Annotated in this window: 14 protein-coding genes; 2 read left to right on the top strand and 12 right to left on the bottom strand. The window is 45.6% G+C overall.

Annotation, left to right across the window (positions count from 1 at the left end):
* Positions 1-398 precede the first annotated feature (398 nt).
* Positions 399-2,150 carry a potassium/proton antiporter gene (locus OH460_RS10750; protein ID WP_269997034.1) on the top strand — a complete coding sequence of 584 codons (1,752 nt, stop codon included), beginning with the start codon at positions 399-401 and terminating at the stop codon, positions 2,148-2,150.
* On the opposite strand, the gene OH460_RS10755 is transcribed toward OH460_RS10750, so the two are convergent.
* From OH460_RS10755 to aspA, 11 genes are all read right to left on the bottom strand, one after another.
* Positions 2,147-2,776, bottom strand: coding sequence for a response regulator transcription factor (locus OH460_RS10755; RefSeq protein WP_076655813.1), 630 nt, complete (start codon positions 2,774-2,776; stop codon positions 2,147-2,149). The genes OH460_RS10750 and OH460_RS10755 overlap by 4 nt on opposite strands.
* A 210-nt stretch (positions 2,777-2,986) precedes the next feature.
* Entirely contained in the window at positions 2,987-4,816 is a 1,830-nt protein-coding gene (locus tag OH460_RS10760; protein ID WP_269997035.1) for a protein-disulfide reductase DsbD, read from the bottom strand.
* A 174-nt stretch (positions 4,817-4,990) separates the two neighbouring features.
* Entirely contained in the window at positions 4,991-5,479 is a 489-nt protein-coding gene (locus tag OH460_RS10765) for an arginine repressor (protein WP_004737108.1), read from the bottom strand.
* A gap of 327 nt (positions 5,480-5,806) precedes the next feature.
* Entirely contained in the window at positions 5,807-6,271 is a 465-nt protein-coding gene (gene pyrI / locus OH460_RS10770; RefSeq protein ID WP_004737110.1) for an aspartate carbamoyltransferase regulatory subunit, read from the bottom strand.
* Positions 6,272-6,286: 15 nt separating this feature from the next.
* Entirely contained in the window at positions 6,287-7,216 is a 930-nt protein-coding gene (pyrB, locus tag OH460_RS10775) for an aspartate carbamoyltransferase (protein WP_269997036.1), read from the bottom strand.
* 486 nt (positions 7,217-7,702) lie between these two features.
* On the bottom strand, positions 7,703-8,713 hold the full coding sequence (locus tag OH460_RS10780) for an ornithine carbamoyltransferase (protein ID WP_004737112.1): 1,011 nt from the start codon (positions 8,711-8,713) through the stop codon (positions 7,703-7,705).
* Positions 8,714-8,854: 141 nt separating this feature from the next.
* Positions 8,855-9,766, bottom strand: coding sequence for a carbamate kinase (arcC, locus tag OH460_RS10785; protein ID WP_008219582.1), 912 nt, complete (start codon positions 9,764-9,766; stop codon positions 8,855-8,857).
* Positions 9,767-9,837: 71 nt separating this feature from the next.
* A complete protein-coding gene (gene arcA / locus OH460_RS10790) occupies positions 9,838-11,061 on the bottom strand; it encodes an arginine deiminase (protein ID WP_061033596.1) in 1,224 nt (407 codons plus the stop codon).
* A 767-nt stretch (positions 11,062-11,828) separates the two neighbouring features.
* Positions 11,829-13,277 carry a YfcC family protein gene (locus tag OH460_RS10795; RefSeq protein WP_105057666.1) on the bottom strand — a complete coding sequence of 483 codons (1,449 nt, stop codon included), beginning with the start codon at positions 13,275-13,277 and terminating at the stop codon, positions 11,829-11,831.
* Positions 13,278-13,785: 508 nt separating this feature from the next.
* On the bottom strand, positions 13,786-15,093 hold the full coding sequence (locus OH460_RS10800; RefSeq protein WP_239938035.1) for an anaerobic C4-dicarboxylate transporter: 1,308 nt from the start codon (positions 15,091-15,093) through the stop codon (positions 13,786-13,788).
* A 180-nt stretch (positions 15,094-15,273) separates the two neighbouring features.
* A complete protein-coding gene (aspA, locus tag OH460_RS10805) occupies positions 15,274-16,725 on the bottom strand; it encodes an aspartate ammonia-lyase (protein WP_061033599.1) in 1,452 nt (483 codons plus the stop codon).
* Between the two features lie 284 nt (positions 16,726-17,009).
* Between aspA and OH460_RS10810 the strand changes: the two genes are divergently transcribed.
* The gene (locus OH460_RS10810; RefSeq protein WP_102426101.1) at positions 17,010-17,534 is read left to right on the top strand and encodes an FxsA family protein; all 525 of its coding nucleotides are present in this window, start codon (positions 17,010-17,012) and stop codon (positions 17,532-17,534) included.
* A 131-nt stretch (positions 17,535-17,665) separates the two neighbouring features.
* On the opposite strand, the gene trmL is transcribed toward OH460_RS10810, so the two are convergent.
* Positions 17,666-18,145 (bottom strand): tRNA (uridine(34)/cytosine(34)/5-carboxymethylaminomethyluridine(34)-2'-O)-methyltransferase TrmL, encoded by a 480-nt coding sequence (gene trmL / locus OH460_RS10815; RefSeq protein ID WP_004737121.1) that lies wholly within the window; start codon positions 18,143-18,145, stop codon positions 17,666-17,668.
* Positions 18,146-18,161 lie beyond the last annotated feature (16 nt).

Consider the following 18,161-nt stretch of genomic DNA (forward strand, 5'->3'; position numbering starts at 1 on the left):
CTTCTCCTTTATTCCGTTTCCGTAGAATGTCGTTGTGTTAACGTAATGTTACGATTTGAAATGTAGCAAGGATAAGTCAAGGGATCTGTGCAACTTTAGTCGGGACAGTTTTAGCTCTAATCCACTGAAATATGGGAGTCGGGAGACAAAACCATATAAAAATGTGATGTTACAAGGTTGTTAAATTAGCCAAAGGTCTAACAAAAAGGGGTGAATTAATGAGTGAGTAATAAAATTTAACAACTAAATGACAGATAACCAGTATTTAGTCCTGCTTATGACACTAAGGGAAATATAAGTTTGTTATAGTAATTACGCTGCTTTTAGAGCCCTTTTCTTGCTTAATGGCAGAAATTCGACATGCTTAAATCACGAGTTTTATTCTTTGGGGGAATGAATTGGACGCAATAACTATTAATCACTTATTTTTAACTGGTGCCGTGCTCATCGCCATCAGTGTGCTTTTCTCACAAGTGTCCTCACGATTGGGCGTTCCGATTCTTTTGATCTTTTTGTTTGTTGGTATGTTGGCGGGTGAAGATGGTCCCGGCGGCATCAATTTTGATGATTATTCATTAACTTACTTGGTGAGTAACCTTGCACTTGCTGTGATCTTACTGGATGGCGGTATGCGCACCAAGGTGGCGAGTTTCAAGGTTGCGTTTTGGCCTTCGCTGTCGTTAGCCACGATAGGTGTGGCTTGTACTGCCACTCTCACCGGCTTAATGGCGGCTTGGCTATTCGATCTATCACTGATGCAAGGCATTCTAGTGGGCGCTATTGTGGGCTCAACCGATGCAGCGGCGGTATTTTCTCTGCTCAAAGGGCAGAGCCTCAACGAGCGTGTTGGCTCAACTCTAGAGATCGAATCGGGTACCAACGACCCTATGGCGGTCTTCTTAACGGTGACCTTAATCGCACTACTTGGCACCCCAGATGCCGAGGTGGGGATGAACTTCCTGCTGAAAAGTTTCGCGATGCAATTTGGTGTTGGCACGCTTATCGGCCTTGGTGGTGGTTGGGTTCTGTGGAGTCTCATCAACCGAGTGCAGCTGGCTGATGGTCTTTACTCGATTCTGGTACTGAGCGGCGGTGTGGCTCTGTTTGCTTTCTCTAACATGCTTGGCGGCAGTGGTATCTTGTCTATTTACCTTGTGGGCTTGTTTATTGGTAATCGTCCAACACGCTCTCGACACTCGATTCTCAATGTCCTTGATGGCATGACCTGGTTAAGCCAAATCGTGATGTTCTTGGTGTTGGGTTTACTGGTGACGCCATCGACACTGATGGATATTGCTCTGCCTGCGCTAGCATTGGCTTTCGGTATGATTTTGTTTGCACGCCCACTGTCTGTTTGGTTGGGCTTGCTACCGTTTAGAAGCTTTACCACCAAGGAGCGTTGGTTTGTTTCTTGGGTTGGGTTACGTGGCGCGGTGCCGATCATTTTGGCGGTGTTCCCGATGATGGCTGGCCTGCCTAATGCTCAGCTGTATTTCAATATCGCCTTCTTCGTGGTTATGGTGTCGCTGATTGTTCAAGGCGGCAGCTTAATGAAAGTCGCGAGATTGGCTCAAGTGACGCTGCCTCCAACGCCGACACCTGTTTCACGCACTGGTATCGAGATCTACCCGACCAGTGAGTGGGAGATGTTTGTCTACAAGTTGAAAGAAGAGAAGTGGTGTGTCGGTGAGCCGCTTAAGCGCTTATCGATGCCGGAAGGAACACGTATTACCGCACTGTTTCGACAGGACGTCTTGCTTCATCCATCGGGCAGTACAGTATTGGAAGCGAACGATATTCTTTGTGTGCTTGGTCAAGACAAAGACTTAGATAGCTTAAGTGAGTTGTTCAGTGAAGCGCCTGAGGCTGAAGAGGCTGCGCGATTCTTTGGTGATTTCTTCCTAGAGGTTGGCTTGTCGATTGCTGCGGTGAGTGACTGTTATGGCATCGAGCTTGGTTCTGAAGAAGAGCGTGAGATGACGCTAAAACAACTGGCTGAACGCGAACTTGGCCCTCATCCAGTATTGGGTGATAGCTTCGAGTGGCATGACATCAATTGGGTGGTTGCAGAGATAGAGGATCATAAAGTCGTCAAGCTGGGTTTATGTTTGCCTAAGACGACTTTAGAAGAGGATATCAGTGGCGCTTAATTATGGACTTCTTGCAGTAAGATAACCGCTTGAGTTCGGTTCTTTACATCCAGTTTACGGAAGATGGCTGTCATGTGCGCCTTGATGGTCGCTTCCGAAACATTCAATTCATAGGCGATTTGCTTGTTCAGCAGTCCGTCGGAAAGCATTCCTAGCACCTTATATTGTTGTGGCGTCAGTGTGGCAATTTTTTCCGCAAGGTCGCTACAAGCCGCATTGTTAGTGATCAGCCCTTCAGGGAAGAACGGGTCGCCATTCAGCACTTGATTCAGTGCACTTACCAATTCACGCATGTCACTCGACTTTGGAATAAAGCCAAATGCACCATGGCTTTTCACTTGAGTGACCACGCTAGCGTCTTCACTCGCTGAGATCACGACAATCGGTAGATCCGGGTATTCCGCACGAAGTTGAATCAGACCAGACATTCCATTGGCTCCCGGCATTTTCAGGTCGAGCAGCAGTAGGTCGGGTTCATCTTCTTTTTTAAGCAGAGTCAGTAACGCGTCGAGAGAGTCGGCCTCAAGTAGGTTCGCACCGCTGATCGCCATATGAACCGACTGAAATAGGGCGTTGCGGAAGAGAGGGTGGTCATCAGCAATGATGATGGTGTAGGTCGAGTCCATGACGTCCATACTTTTAACAATTTAGTTAATATTTATTATCATCCTGATTGAGTATGTGGACAATATCTATGCATTAAAAGTCTGAACCATATCGACTTTTATCCCTGTTCTTGGAAAGTGTTTCCTATAATCACAAAAAAGCCGCACTGCCATCTCGTTATGAGGTGCGGTGCGGCTTTGTCTGATGTTACATTCAGACCAATGTTGCCGTTATAGCTGGTGGTCTTGCATGTGTTTTAAGAATACATCGGCAGGCATAAAACCAGTCACACGAGCATTTGGAACATGGTTACCCTCGCTATCCCAGAACTCAATGGTTGGTAAGCCAAGTACCTGCAACTGCTTCAGCAATTCAATGTCTTGGGGCATGTTTCGAGTCACGTCTGCTTGAAGTAACACGAAGTCAGACAGCTTGTTCTCGACGTCTGCTTGATGGAAGGTGTACTTCTCAAACTCTTTACACGCCACACACCAATCAGCGTAGAAGTCGAGCATCACTGGCTTGCCTAGTTTCTTCGCTTCGATGAGCTGGATTTCAAGCTCTTCAACGGTGTTGATACGAGCAAACTGGATCTGTTGTTCCACTACAACGCTCTTTTCTGCAAACCAGTAATTTAGTGCAGGTTGAGCAGAAGCAAACAGACCAAGCATTGCGATGATGCCCACAGCGCTCTGCTTCCAACCACCGAATGGCAATGCATTCTTGCTATGGTAAAGCCAACCGAAGGCGATGAAGCCAAGGGCAGACCAAAGCACGGTTGCCCATAATTCAGGGATAATGCGCTCTAGTAGGAAGATAGGTGCTGCCAACAAGATAAAGCCGAATACGACCTTCACTTTATCCATCCAGCTGCCTGCTTTTGGCAGTAGCTTATTGCCAAATACCGCAACCAAGATTAGCGGAATGCCCATACCCATAGCTAATGCATACAGAGCAATCGCACCGGTAAATAGGTCGCCACTTTGAGCAACATACAGCAGCGCACCCGAGAGTGGAGCGGTGGTGCATGGTGAACACACCAAGCCAGAGATAGCACCCATCGCGAATACGCCCAAGGTATTGCCGCCTTGCTGTTTGTTGCTTTGGTTGTTGAGCCAGGTTTGGACACTGCTCGGCAGTTGTAGGTTATACACGCCAAACATCGACATCGCTAACGCTACGAACAGAACGCTCAACGCAATCAACACGTAAGGATGTTGCATCGCAGCTTGAAATTGCATACCCGCAGACGCAACCACTAAACCTAGTAGTGTGTAGGTGAGCGCCATACCTTGCACGTAGATGAAGGACAACATCAACGCGCGACCTTGGCTGAGCTTGCCACCACCTAACACGATGCCCGTTAGGATTGGATACATAGGCAGAACACACGGTGTGAAGGCTAAGCCAACACCGAGCGCCAAGAACAGTAATGGGGTCCACCAACTGTCACCGAGTTTATCGGCTAGGCTCGCTTCTTTTGAAACAGGTGCGCTTGATTGTGGTGTTGTGTTATTTGCCACATCTGCTTTTGGAGAAGCAACTTGTGGTGAGGTGTTCGCTTGGTTACTGGTAGTTTTAGCAGCAGTGTCGCTTGAACCCGTCGCTTCAAACGGTGCAATGTCGATGATGCGAGTTTCTGGGGGGTAGCAGAAGCCAGCCTCAGCACAGCCTTGATACTTAACGATCAGCTGCGAGCCATCTTGGTAACTTTGTAGGGGAACTTGTACGAATAGCGGCTGAGTATAAACACTCACCTCACCAAAGAATTCATCTTGATGTGGCTTACCATCTTCTAACTCAACATTACCGATAGCGAGATTTTGGCCGCTAAAAGAGAGGCTATGTTGATAGAGGTAGTAGCCTTCTTTTACCTGCCAGTCGAGAAGCACCTTGCCGTCTTGCTGGTAGTAATTGAAAGGGAAAGCTTGGTCTACAGGAACAAAACCGTTGTTATTGCCTCCGAAGCTTGGCTCGGCGTTGTCATTTCCAAAAAGCGCCCACGCAGGCTGGGTGAACAGGGAAATACAAACAAAAAGTAATGTGGCAAGTCGTCGCATACTATTTAGTCATTTAATGGAGTTATGGGTATCTTAACTCAATCAGACCGTAATAGTTTGCTATTAGTTTCATTGGCTAGCAAATATCCCTTAGGGCGGGAAATCCACTTTCTTAGGTAATCGAGATAGGGTCAGCCTTGCAGCAGGCATAGGGAGCCCTTGCCAGTAACCCATTTAAGCCACACCTAAGCGTGCTTTTACGACTTGCTCGCAAGCATCGATGTTGGTTGTGTCTTTTGGAATAATTAACACGGTGTCGTTGCCACCAACAGTACCGATAATCTCAGTATGCGGGTCGATATCGACTAATCTTGCAACTAACTGTGCACAACCTGGGTGGGTTTTAACTATCACCATAGCTTGGTTATGAGTGATTAATTCGATTTGCGAAGAGATGGACGCATCGACACGTACAGGCGCGCTTTCAACCGTAATGCAGTAGACTTTTTTACCACAGGCATTCTGGATTTTGACTACGCCGAGCTGTGACAAAATACGAGATACTGTCGATTGGCTAATACCGGTATAGCCGATCTCGACCAGCTTTTCGCGCAGCTGGTTTTGGGTTGAGAAGCTTTGTTGTTGTAGTAAGCGTTTGCACGCTGCAGTCAGTGTTTTATCTTCAGCTGAATACAAGCAACCGTGCTCAGTGATCGGGTTCATGAACAACTCCTTAAGGTCAACAGTGATACCGCTTGTCCGTAGCGTCGTGCGCACTCCCAAAGCCGTAGAGTACGATTTGTTAATTAGGGCTTACCGACGAATCCTGAAGTAAAGAAGGGCGGGTATGCGAGATGTATGATCATCTATTCATTTAGTCTACCACTAAAGGATAGTTATCTTTTTGAAGGCGATCACCAAACAAAATTCTGGTTATTTGCTTGTATTTTGGTGCTTTATTCTTATGAGGAGTGGATATTTATTCCGCATTGGGAATAAATATCCATGTATTTTTAAAGGTTTTAACCTTGGTGTTAATGAAGATAAGGGCTAGCGAATTTCACTCATGATCTCGCGAGAGAATACTTTTTCACAGTAATGGCATTTTAGCTGCACATTTTCCTGTTTTAGCTGTACTTTAAAGCTACTTTCAACGGGTTCACCGTGTGAAATACAGTTGCTATTTGGACATGAGAAGACGCTGTTGATTTGCTCTGGCAGTACAAGCGTCAGTTTGTTCACTACCTTGTACTCTTCAATCTGATTGACCGTTGCCTGTGGCGCATACAGAGCCAATTGGTTCGCCTGTTCTTTGGTTAGAAAGATGTTCTCAATCTTGATCAGGTCTTTGTGCCCCAGTGCGGACGATGGCAGGTTTAATCCCATGGTGATGCGCTGTTCGGTTTTGTGCATCTTGAACAGCTTGAGGATTTTGATACCTAGGTGAGCAGGGATGTGGTCAATGACGCTGCCGTTACGGATCGCTTCTACTTGTAGCTGAGTTTGTTTAACCATGACTGAGTCTCCTGCTTATAAAGTGTCGTTTAGAACTAGGGCTAATAGGGCTTCGCGAGCGTATACACCATTTTCAGCTTGCTCGAAGTAGTAAGCGTGTGGTGTTTTATCAACGTCGGTGGTGATCTCGTCGATGCGTGGCAGTGGGTGAAGCACCTTCATGTTTTGACGAGCGTCTTTCAATGTGTCGGCAGTGAGGATGTAAGCCGATTTCATGTGTGCGTACTCTGACGCATCAAAGCGTTCTTTCTGTACGCGAGTCATGTACAGCACATCCAGTTCCGGTACCACTTCTTCAATACTGCTGTGGGTGCTGTATTGAATGCCCATCTCTTCCAGTTCTTCACAGATGTAATCCGGCATTGCTAATACTTCTGGAGCGATAAAGAAGAAACGTACGTTATTGAATTTTGATAGTGCTTGCGTCAGCGAGTGCACGGTTCGGCCATATTTAAGGTCGCCGACGAACGCCACATTGAGGTTGTCGAGTGTGCCTTGCGTTTCGTAAATCGAGAACAGGTCAAGTAGGGTTTGAGTTGGATGTTGGTTGGCACCGTCGCCGCCATTCACCACCGGAACACCGTTAGAAAATTCAGAGGCTAAACGTGCCGCGCCTTCTTGTGGGTGGCGCATCACAAAGGCGTCAACGTAAGAAGAAATCACCTGCACTGAATCGGCAAGTGTTTCACCTTTCTTAGCCAGCGATGTGTTACCGCCATTATCAAAACCGATGACCGTGCCACCTAGACGTTGAACTGCGGTTTCAAATGAAAGGCGAGTTCGAGTTGACGGCTCAAAGAAGCAGCTCGCCACTACCTTATTTTTTAGCAGTTCTGGATTTGGCTCTGCTTTGAGTCTTGCTGCAGTATCGACGATAAGCTCCAGTTCATCACGAGAGAGCTCTGGAATGGAGATGATGTGCTTGTTAAATAACGAATGCGCCATAACGGGTCTTCCTTTTTCTATGCATACAGTCAAATTGCGGACAAAAAAAAGCCCCCTAAAAATAGGAGGCTTCGAAACGATCAATAGAGCAAAATAAAAATGACACCAACGCCACTCTTTGGCGTGTAGTTTGACAATTATGTGCGACAGAATTGCGGTTCATTTTTTGCTCTCTTTAGACAAATTGCGGAGGATTATACTCAGATAAAAAGGCCATGCAATGCTTTCCGTAAAGTATTCATTTAATGGATATTTATGCCAAATTGGCCTGCATTTTCACTTCTTTTTAAGCCTTTGTTGGGGCTGAGGAACTTCGACTTTTTTCGGCAATAATCTTTTCAAACGAATGAAAAAAAATGCGGGTTTTATCCAAGGGGAAATTCCCATGCACGCCACCCGCATTTCCCTGTTATTGCACTCAACTTATCGACTTGTATGTAAATAAGAGAGTGCTCTGCTTCTATGTTTTATTAACTGTTTCGTTTGTTAACTGCCTAGCGTAGCAACCATCACAGCTTTGATGGTGTGCATGCGGTTTTCAGCTTCATCGAACACGATAGAGTATTCAGACTCGACAACTTCATCAGTCACTTCCACACCGTCTTTTAGCTGTGGATATTCAGCCGCAAGCTGTTTGCCTACCGTGGTATCTTCGCCATGGAAAGCTGGCAGACAGTGCATGAATTTAACGTGTGGGTTGCCTGTTGCTTTGAGCATTTCCATGTTCACTTGGTAAGGCATCATTAGGTTAATGCGCTCAGCCCATGCTTCTTTCGCTTCACCCATCGATACCCAAACGTCGGTGTATAGGAAGTCACAACCTTGCACGCCTTCTTGAACATCTTCAGTTAGGGTGATTTTGCCGCCAGTGTGCTCTGCGATTTCACGACATTGAGCCAATAGCCCTTCTTCTGGCCAGAATTGCTTAGGAGCAACAAGGCGAATGTCCATGCCCATTTTCGCTGCGCCAACCATTAGAGAGTTACCCATGTTGTTGCGAGCATCGCCTAGATAAGCAAACTTGATTTCATGCAGCTGTTTGCCACGGCCGTATTCGGTCATGGTCAGGAAGTCTGCCAAGATTTGAGTTGGGTGGAACTCGTCAGTCAGACCATTCCATACAGGTACACCAGCGTAAGCGCCTAACTCTTCAACAATCTCTTGACCGAAGCCGCGGTATTCAATGCCATCGTACATACGGCCAAGAACGCGAGCGGTATCTTTCATCGATTCTTTGTGGCCAATTTGAGAACCAGATGGGCCTAAGTAAGAGACGCGAGCACCTTGGTCGAATGCTGCTACTTCGAATGCACAGCGAGTACGAGTTGAGGTTTTCTCAAAGATAAGTGCGATGTTTTTGCCAGTTAGTTTTGGCTGTTCGTAACCGTTGTACTTCGCTTTTTTAAGCTCCATTGAAAGATCTAACAAGTGTTGAATTTCGCGTGGAGTGAAATCTAGTAGTTTTAGGAAGTTACGATTGCGTAGGTTAAAAGCCATGATGTATTCCTTCTTAGATTTAGGCGCTTTCCTGTTACAGGGAAAGAAAATTCAAGAAAGCGCGATTCAATTTTTGTGTATTAATTTCAGTTCAAACGGTGATTCAGTTTTCTCGCAAGCTTTGAAAAGCTCGCGAGTGGGTTAATCTTTGGTGATGTTGGTACCCGCTTGGCCTTGCAGAATTTGCAAACCATCTTCGAGCGCACCGATACCGACGACTTTGCCGCCTTGTTGGATGAATTCGCACGATGCTTCAATTTTTGGTCCCATCGAGCCGGCATCAAATTCAAACTTCGCTAGTTCACCTGGTGTAGTGCTGCGCAGTGCGTGTTGAGTCGGCTTGCCCCAATCTAGGTAAACCGCGTCTGCGTCGGTCAGAATCAGTAGTGCATCGGCATTCAATTGTTTCGCTAGGAAAGCGGCAGACATGTCTTTGTCGATAACCGCTTCGACACCAACCAATTTGCCATGCTCTTTTTTCACTGGAATGCCGCCACCGCCAGTACAGATCACTAGGTGACCCGCTTCGATAAGCTGGGTGATTGCTTCATGTTCAACGATGCCGGTTGGTCTTGGGCTTGGCACTACACGACGGAAGTGCTGGCCGTCTGGTTTTACGATCCAGTGGAACTTCTCTGCCAATTCACGCGCTTCTGCTTCTTCGTAGATTGGGCCGATTGGTTTGGTTGGATCGGCAAATGCAGGATCGTTTGGATCAACCGTCATTTGGGTCAACATGCATGAGATGTTGCGGTTTGGCAGATAGTTTTTGAACTCTTGCATCAGCATGTAACCGATCATGCCTTGAGTTTCGCTGCCCAATACATCCAGTGGGTATGGATTTACTTTTTTGTATTCCAAACCTTGCAGAGCAAGTAAGCCAACTTGTGGGCCATTACCGTGCACTAACACCACGTTGTACTCTTTGGCGATTTCCGAGATGGTTTTCACCGCCGTTTCAATATTGCGGCGCTGAACGTCAGCTTCTAACGGCTCACCGCGACGAAGTAGGGCGTTACCACCGAGTGCAACAACAACAGTTTGTTTCGTCATAATTGTGTTCTCTCATTGTGGCCAAGTTGAGGTTATTTGAGTGCTTCAACTTGGCCGTTTCGTCTTAGTGATTAGATACCATCACGCTCGATTGGGCAGCTCATGCAACGTGCGCCACCGCGGCCACGACCAAGCTCGTCTCCAGGAATTGGCAGTACTGTGATGCCAGCTTTGTCGTATTTCTCGTTGGTGTAGGTGTTACCTTCGTAGCCAACAACGACACCAGGTTTAACGGTCAGTACGTTGTTTGCATCGTTCCACTGCTCACGTTCTGCATGGAAGTTGTCACCACCAGTGGTGATCAGGTTTAGCTTGTCTACGCCCAGTGCTTTTTCGATAGCGGTAACGAAGTAGCCTTCTTCTTTCACTTTCACGGCACCAGACTCATCGCCGGTTAGGTTCCAGCACTTCACATCTTTACTCACCACTTCAGGGTAAACAGAGAACGTATCTTCGTTCATATGTGTCATTACCGTGTCTAGGTGCATGCAAGAGCGGTGTTTTGGTAGCTGCATAGCGATAACTTGCTTCGCTTGACCGTGTTTGAACAGGCTCGACGCTAAATGCTCGACACCTTGTGGCGTGGTACGCTCCGACATACCGATAAGCACTGTGCCGCGGCCAATAACCAGAACGTCACCACCTTCAATCGTTGAGTTGTCGTAGTTGATGCTCTCTTCATCGCCGAAGTATTTAATGAAGTCTTGGCCTGCGAAAGTTGGGTGCCAGCGGTAAATCGCACGCACGTGGTTGGTTTCGCGTTGACGTGCTGGTTTCGCCATTGGGTTGATCGATACACCACCGTAAACCCAGCAAGAGGTGTCGCGAGTAAATAGGTGGTTTGGTAAAGGCTCAATAATGAAGTCGGTTGGTGTGAACATGCCTTGCATCATTGAAGAAGACTTCATAGGCATTTCAGCGTAAGACAGACCGCCGGTTAGGATTTTTGCAAGCTCTAGGTTTGGTAAGTCACCCAAGTAGCAGCGTACGTCGTTAGCAAAAGTTTTACCCAAGCGGTAATCAGACACTTGGCAGTTCAGTAGCCAATCTTTCGCTTCTGGCACGGCTAGCGTATCTGCTAGTAGGTCAGTAAGAAGAAGAACTTCAACACCCTGATCACGCAGTGTTTGAGTGAATACGTCATGCTCTTTACCTGCACGCTCAACAGCCAGTACGTCATCAAACAGCAAATCGTGACAGTTAGATGGTGTTAAGTGAGTCAGTGCGCGTCTTGGGCGATGAACTAGAACACGACGCAATTGACCTATTTCAGAACCTACATAGAACTTACTCATGATCGTCTCTCTCTTATATATTTGAATTACTTTTATTGCTAAGAGTAATTATTTATTTTCAGTTGAGAAGAATGAATTATTTATTCATATCTCTTGTCTGGAATTAATATTACGCCTGCTGCTCAGGTATTCTTAGAGATCTATCACAAATCATTTTTTATCCCGCAGCCCTTTAAAAATAAGGGTTTTAACAAATTTTATGCACTTTGGACTATCATCTATTGCTTCTAAATAGTTAATCCTTTGGGAATATTATTCATGTTTTTCTAATCCAGGTTAGTAAACTCCAAATAGTAGGGGTTTATATGCAATATACTTTAATTGATAAAAGTGAGCTTAAAGTGGAAGTATGCAGTGTTTTTATTTATATATTTAATTTTGAATGTGGAATTAATTATCTGTTAACAAATTAAATTCGTATAAAGTTATTGAGGTCACATTTTAAAATAGGACTTATGAAGGGGTTTTTAATTAGTTTTAGGCGTTTGCTTATCTTTTACTGTTACTTTTGATAAAACGTTAAATATAATTAGCGCTAATAAATGACTAAATATTTTGCCATATATCTCTTTGGTAAATAATGCGCTGTATTGTTAGCTCCGCCTCTGATGTTTGCAGATGAGTTGGAGTGTTGATATGGGGCTTCTAGGGAATTGGTGAGTTCGCTATGGTCTGCTGTGATGACAAAACTGGCTGAGCGAGCGATAGAGCTAAAAAAGCCGCTATGGAAGCGGCTTTGAATGGGAGTATGTTTGTTGAAGAGATGCCTAGATAAGCGCACCAATACTCAGTACGATGATGCAGAACACCGTTAAGATACCAACTAATGGCATGACCCACTTCACCCAGCGTACGTAAGGTACACGAGCTATCGCCAAGCCACCCATTACCACAGCAGAGGTTGGGGTAATGAGGTTTACTAAGCCTGAAGCCGATTGGTAAGCGGTGATAACAAGGTCTCTGCCAACGCCTGCAAAGTCAGCCAATGGCGCCATGATAGGCATGGTCAGTACCGCTAGGCCAGATGTCGATGGCACTAAGAATGACAGTAGAATCTCTAGGAAGAACATCACGTTAATAAAGATAACGGATGAGAGCCCGGTGACCATCTGCTCTGCAGAGAACAGAATCGTATCGGTGATCATACCGCGGTCCATCACCACCACAATACCACGCGCAATACCTATGATTAGCGCTACACCGAGCAGGTCACGTGCACCGTCAATGAAGCTTGAGGTAAACTCTTCTTCGCTCATGCGAGCCACAATACCGACAATGATGGTCGCCGCTAAGAACATTGCTGAGATCTCTGCCATCCACCATCCAGCAACGGATACGCCGTAAATCATTACTGCGAATGAGCCACCAAAAATAGTCAGAATCAGCTTACGAGTTGCAGTGAATTCCAGTTTTTCTCCGCTTGAGTTACCAAGGAAGTGCGCTTTGTTTTCTTCGTACTTGTCATACACAATCGACTTGCTTGGATCAGCTTGCACCATTCTTGCGTAACGCATGACGTAAGCGACACAGATACCCCAACCAATAATCAACATTGCTACACGTAGCACGATACCGTCGGTAAATGGGATGCCAGAGGCGTTAGCAGCGATAACCGTTGCGAACGGGTTAATGGTGGAACCTAGCACCCCTATGCCAGCGCCCAGAAGTACAGTCGCTGCTGCCACTAGAGGGTCAAAGCGAGCCGCCATCATGACAGGTACAAGAAGCGTATAGAATGGGAGTGACTCTTCCGCCATGCCATAGACAGTACCGCCAGCGGCAAACAGTGCCATCAGTATTGGTATCATCAACTCTTCTCGCCCTTCGAGGCGCGCGGTGACGCGTTCTATACCAGCATCAATTGCACCAGTCTTGGTAACTAGCCCTAAGAAGCCACCAATGATCAGAATGAACAGAGAAACGTCAATTGCAGCCGCTTCATAGCTATTGTGGTCGTAGAAGCCGTCAATCGGCGCTAACAGTACGTCAATCACGCCCTGAGGGTTACCTTCAACTGCTTGATAGGTTCCGGTTACCGGCACTTCTCGGCCTAATTCTTCATTCATTGCTCGGTCGTATTGGCCCGCTGGAACAATCCAGGTCAGTAGAGCAACGAATGCAATTAAAATAAATAGAATGGTATAAGCAGAAGGGAATTTAAAGTTGGCAAAGAAGCCGCCCTTTTTTTTCTCGCTTGGTATCGTTTGAGTTGTCATGGCTATCTCCTTACATCATCTTAAATAAAAGTGATGTGAATTAGCGACTAATGATTTATAGACTGTAAATACACTGAGACTTATAAATTACCCAACGATATAAATTTGCGGGCTTTAAATTAAAGTTATTTGATATTTACTAATCCAGATGAAGTTGTATTTAATTTAGCTGCGGTTATTTTATTCTTTACTTAATCATTTAAGTTTGGTGCTGTTCACAAAAATAGTGGCCAGTAAAAGGGCTAAAAAATGTGAGAAAAATCGTAAGGTTTTTTGGTTAATTAGCTTGGATTAATATTCGGTTTGGTTAGTTGGTAAATAGGGGAGGGTTGATTTGATAGGTATCGATGGTGAATGGGTTGGATAGTCTTGGAATTTTATTCAAACTTTATTTTTGAGCGAGTTTTAAAGTTTGTCATGGTTATTTGACGGGCATCAAAAATCACATTAACCCACAAACAAAAAAGGAAGCCGAAGCTTCCTTTTAGAGTCATATCATCAGTGGTTTTTAGATAAACAGACCACCGAATGCGAAGCCTAGTGCTACGGCAGTACTGATTGTAACCACACCTGGAATGAAGAACGGGTGGTTGAATACTAGGTTACCGATACGCGTTGAGCCTGTGTCATCCATCTCAACTGCAGCCAGTAGCGTAGGGTAAGTTGGAAGAACGAACAGTGCACTTACCGCAGCGAAAGAAGCAACGGCTGTTAGTGGTGCTACGCCAATTGCTAGTGCTGCTGGCATTAATGCAACCGTTGTTGCGCCTTGAGAGTAAAGCAGCATAGAAGCGAAGAACAGAACAAGAGCCAGCATCCATGGGTAGTCAGCCAGTAGTGCACCTGCAACGTCTTTGATTTCAGCAACGTGAGCGTTTACAAACGTAGAACCTAACCAAGCCACACCAAGTACACAGACACACGCCGTCATACCAGAGCGGAATGTCGGTGCTGAAGAAATTTTCGCTGCATCGATTTTAGTGAACATTACGATTGCCGCTGCTGCTGCCAACATTACCGACATGATCGCTTCGTTACGACCTAGTGCAGGGTTTTCGATTAGGCCAACAGAGCTAGAGATAGCCGCTGCGTAACAAACCACGAAGCCAATTGCTGCTAGGAAGATGTAAGTTGCTTTCTTCGCTGTTGGCAGGATCTCGCGTTTCTCATCTGTCGCTAGTTTGATTAGGCCTTTCTCTAGACGTTCTTGGTAAACAGGATCATCTTTCAGTTCGCTACCCATGTAATTCGCGACAATCGCGCCAACCATACAAGCGATGAAGGTTGTTGGGATACAAACCATCAATAGTGTTAGGTAATCAACACCAAATGGTGCAAGCATTGCTGCGAAAGCCACAACCGCTGCTGAGATTGGCGAAGCCGTGATAGCAATTTGAGAAGCAACAACAGCAATAGATAGTGGGCGAGAAGGACGCACACCTTGGCCTTTCGCTACTTCCGCAATAACGGGCAGAGTTGAGAATGCTGTATGACCAGTACCCGCCATTAGTGTCATTAAAAAGGTCACGATTGGCGCGTAAAAGGTGATGCGTTCTGGGTGTTTACGCAAAAAGTTTTCTGCAATTTGTACCAACCAGTCCATACCGCCAGCAACCTGCATTGCAGCGATTGCAGTGATAACTGACATGATGATCAAGATGACATCGATTGGGATGAAAGATTGGCTTGTTGGAACGCCAAGAATAAGTGAAAGAGCAATAACACCAGCACCACCGGCAAAGCCGATACCGATGCCGCCAATTCTGGCCCCTAAGAAGATAAAGAGCAGGACGATAAACAGTTCTACTGCAATCATAATTAACACCTCATTTAGATTTTATTATGTGACCACTCGTTGTTCGAATGTTCAGATAATAGTTCTATGGTTTAGATTCAATTAAGCAAAAGTGCAACACACAGAAAACCACAAAATAAACAGGGTTAACCGTATTGGAGCCTAAAAAAGGGCTCCGTTTGGAGCCCTGTCTCGCGAGTTTTACTCGTAGCGTTTCGCTTTATACTGAGGATGCTTCAAATTTTCAACAGAGAAAATGTCATCAAGTTCTTCTTCGGTCAATAAACCGCGCTCTAGAACCACATCACGAACACTCTTACCTGTTTCTGCACAGATCTTACCAACAATGTCACCCTCATGGTGGCCAATGTATGGGTTTAGGTAAGTGACGATACCGATAGAGTTAAATACGTGCGCTTCACATACTTCTTTGTTTACCGTAATGCCGTCTACACATTTGTCGCGTAGGTTCACACAAGCGTTAGTTAGGATGTCTAGCGACTCAAACATGCTTTGTGCAATAACAGGTTCCATTACGTTTAGTTGAAGTTGACCACCTTCCGCAGCGAAAGAAACCGTGTTGTCGTTACCTAGAACTTTGAAGCAAACTTGGTTTACTACTTCAGGTACAACTGGGTTTACTTTAGCAGGCATGATTGAAGAACCTGCTTGCAGTTCAGGTAGGTTTAGCTCGTTCAAACCAGTACGTGGACCTGAAGAAAGCAGACGCAAGTCGTTACAGATCTTAGATAGCTTAACTGCTAGGCGCTTAAGTGCGCCGTGCGTCATCACGTATGCGCCACAGTCAGACGTTGCTTCGATTAAGTCTTCTGCTGGAACACACTCTAGACCAGTTACTTCAGCTAGGTGTTTCACTGCTAGGCCTTGGTAACCAGGTGCTGCGTTCAGACCAGTACCGATAGCTGTTGCGCCTAGGTTAACTTCAAGCAGTAGCTTAGATGTGTATTCTAGGTTTTTGATTTCTTCATTGATGGTTACCGCCCAAGCGTGGAACTCTTGGCCAACCGTCATTGGAACTGCATCTTGAAGTTGAGTACGACCCATCTTCAAAATGTTGTTGAATTCTTGGCTCTTAAGCTCGAATGCACCTTTAAGGTATTCAATCGCATCGATCAGTTTTAGTACGCTGTTGTAAACAGAGATACGGAAGCCAGTTGGGTAAGCACAGTTAGTTGATTGGCTGCGGTTTACATGGTCGTTCGGGTTGATGAACTCATATTGGCCTTTTTCTTTGCCCATAAGCTCAAGTGCCACGTTCGCAACCACTTCATTCGCGTTCATGTTTACAGAAGTACCAGCACCACCTTGGAAAACGTCCGATGGGAACTGATCCATACACTTACCAGTGTCTAGAATGAGGTCACAAGCTTGGATGATGTATTTAGCCACTTCGCTAGGAATTACACCTAACTCTTTGTTTGCTAAAGCCGCTGCTTTTTTTGTCATCACCATACCGCGAACGAATTCAGGTACATCTGAGATCGTTACATTTGAGATGTTGAAGTTTTCAACTGCGCGTAGAGTGTGGATGCCGTAGTAAGCATCAGCCGGAACATGACGTTGACCTAAAAGATCTTCTTCGAGACGAGTAGCTTGAGGAGCATCAACTTGTGCTTCTGATAGAGTAGCCATAACAGGATCCTTAGAGAATAATTCTGATTATATAGTTAGTTATTAGCCTATTCTGTGTGCAAATACTCCGTTCGCTAGAATATTGGGCTGATAAATCCGTCCTGACTTATGTGGCACATGATACTGTACCTAGCGCATAAAAATAGTAAGTTGATCACCTTTTTCGCTTTTGTTTAGTCAATATTTTGCAAAGTTAATTTGGGTCAATAAACACGCTTATTTACAGGATAAATTTGAGATTGGTAGACCTTTCAGCGTAAACTGAAAGTAACAAAGGAGGGCGTGTGTTTCCTATCTTATTATTACTATTTATCTTCGTACCCATCATTGAGATTGGGCTATTTATTCAAGTTGGTGGCTTCTTAGGATTGTGGCCAACTATTGCATTGGTTTTGATCACGGCATTTGTCGGAGCATCGCTGGTTCGTAGCCAAGGCATTCAAACACTGATGTCTGTTCAAGGTCGACTACAGCAAGGCGAGATGCCGGCACAGCAGATCCTTGAAGGTGTGATGCTGGCGGTGGCTGGCGTACTGCTGTTGACTCCAGGCTTTATGACAGACGCTCTGGGTATGTTGGTATTGTTGCCAGCACCAAGAGCCATGATTGCTAAGAAAATGATGGAAAAAATGGTCGTTAAAAACATGTCTGGCGGTTTCCACGCTGGCGGACAAGCTGGTTTTGGTCAGAGTCCATTTGGAGATGATCCATTTAACCGCGACCCATTTGACCAATCAAAAGGCGGCAACACCTTTGAAGGTGAGTTTGAGAAGAAAGACGACGATAACGATCGTAACCGCTTAAACTAACCCTTTTACTTGGATAGAAAGACAACAACTGAAAAGGCTCTTACCTTTATCCTTCGTAAGAAAGAGATAATGGTAAGAGCCTTTTTTATTGCGTATTAGCGATTACGGATAATAGGTGTTTAAGGGGTTGGTTATACCGCGCCTTCAAAGCCCATTTGTCGCCATGCTTCAAATGCGATGATTGCTACAGCATTGGATAGGTTCAGGCTGCGTGCGTCTGGCATCATTGGAATACGAATACGTTGTTCCATCGGCATGCTTTCGATGAACTCAGCAGGTAGGCCGCGTGTCTCAGGGCCGAACATCAACACATCACCTTGTTGGAACTTGGCATCCACGTGATGACCTGTGGTCTTGGTGGTACACGCAAAGATACGGTAGTCACCTTCACGTTCGTTCTCTAGATACTCAATAAAAGCTTCTAGGTTCTTGTGACGTTTCACTCGCGCTAGGTCGTGGTAATCCAAGCCAGCACGACGAACTTTCTTCTCTTCAAAATCAAAGCCAAGTGGTTCAATTAAATGCAGGTTTGCGCCGCAGTTGGCACATAGGCGGATGATGTTACCCGTATTGGGTGCAATTTCAGGTTCGTATAGAGCGATATCAAACATGTTGGTTCACAAGAGT

This window comes from Vibrio sp. Makdt (assembly GCF_027587015.1).
Taxonomy (GTDB): domain Bacteria; phylum Pseudomonadota; class Gammaproteobacteria; order Enterobacterales; family Vibrionaceae; genus Vibrio; species Vibrio chagasii_B.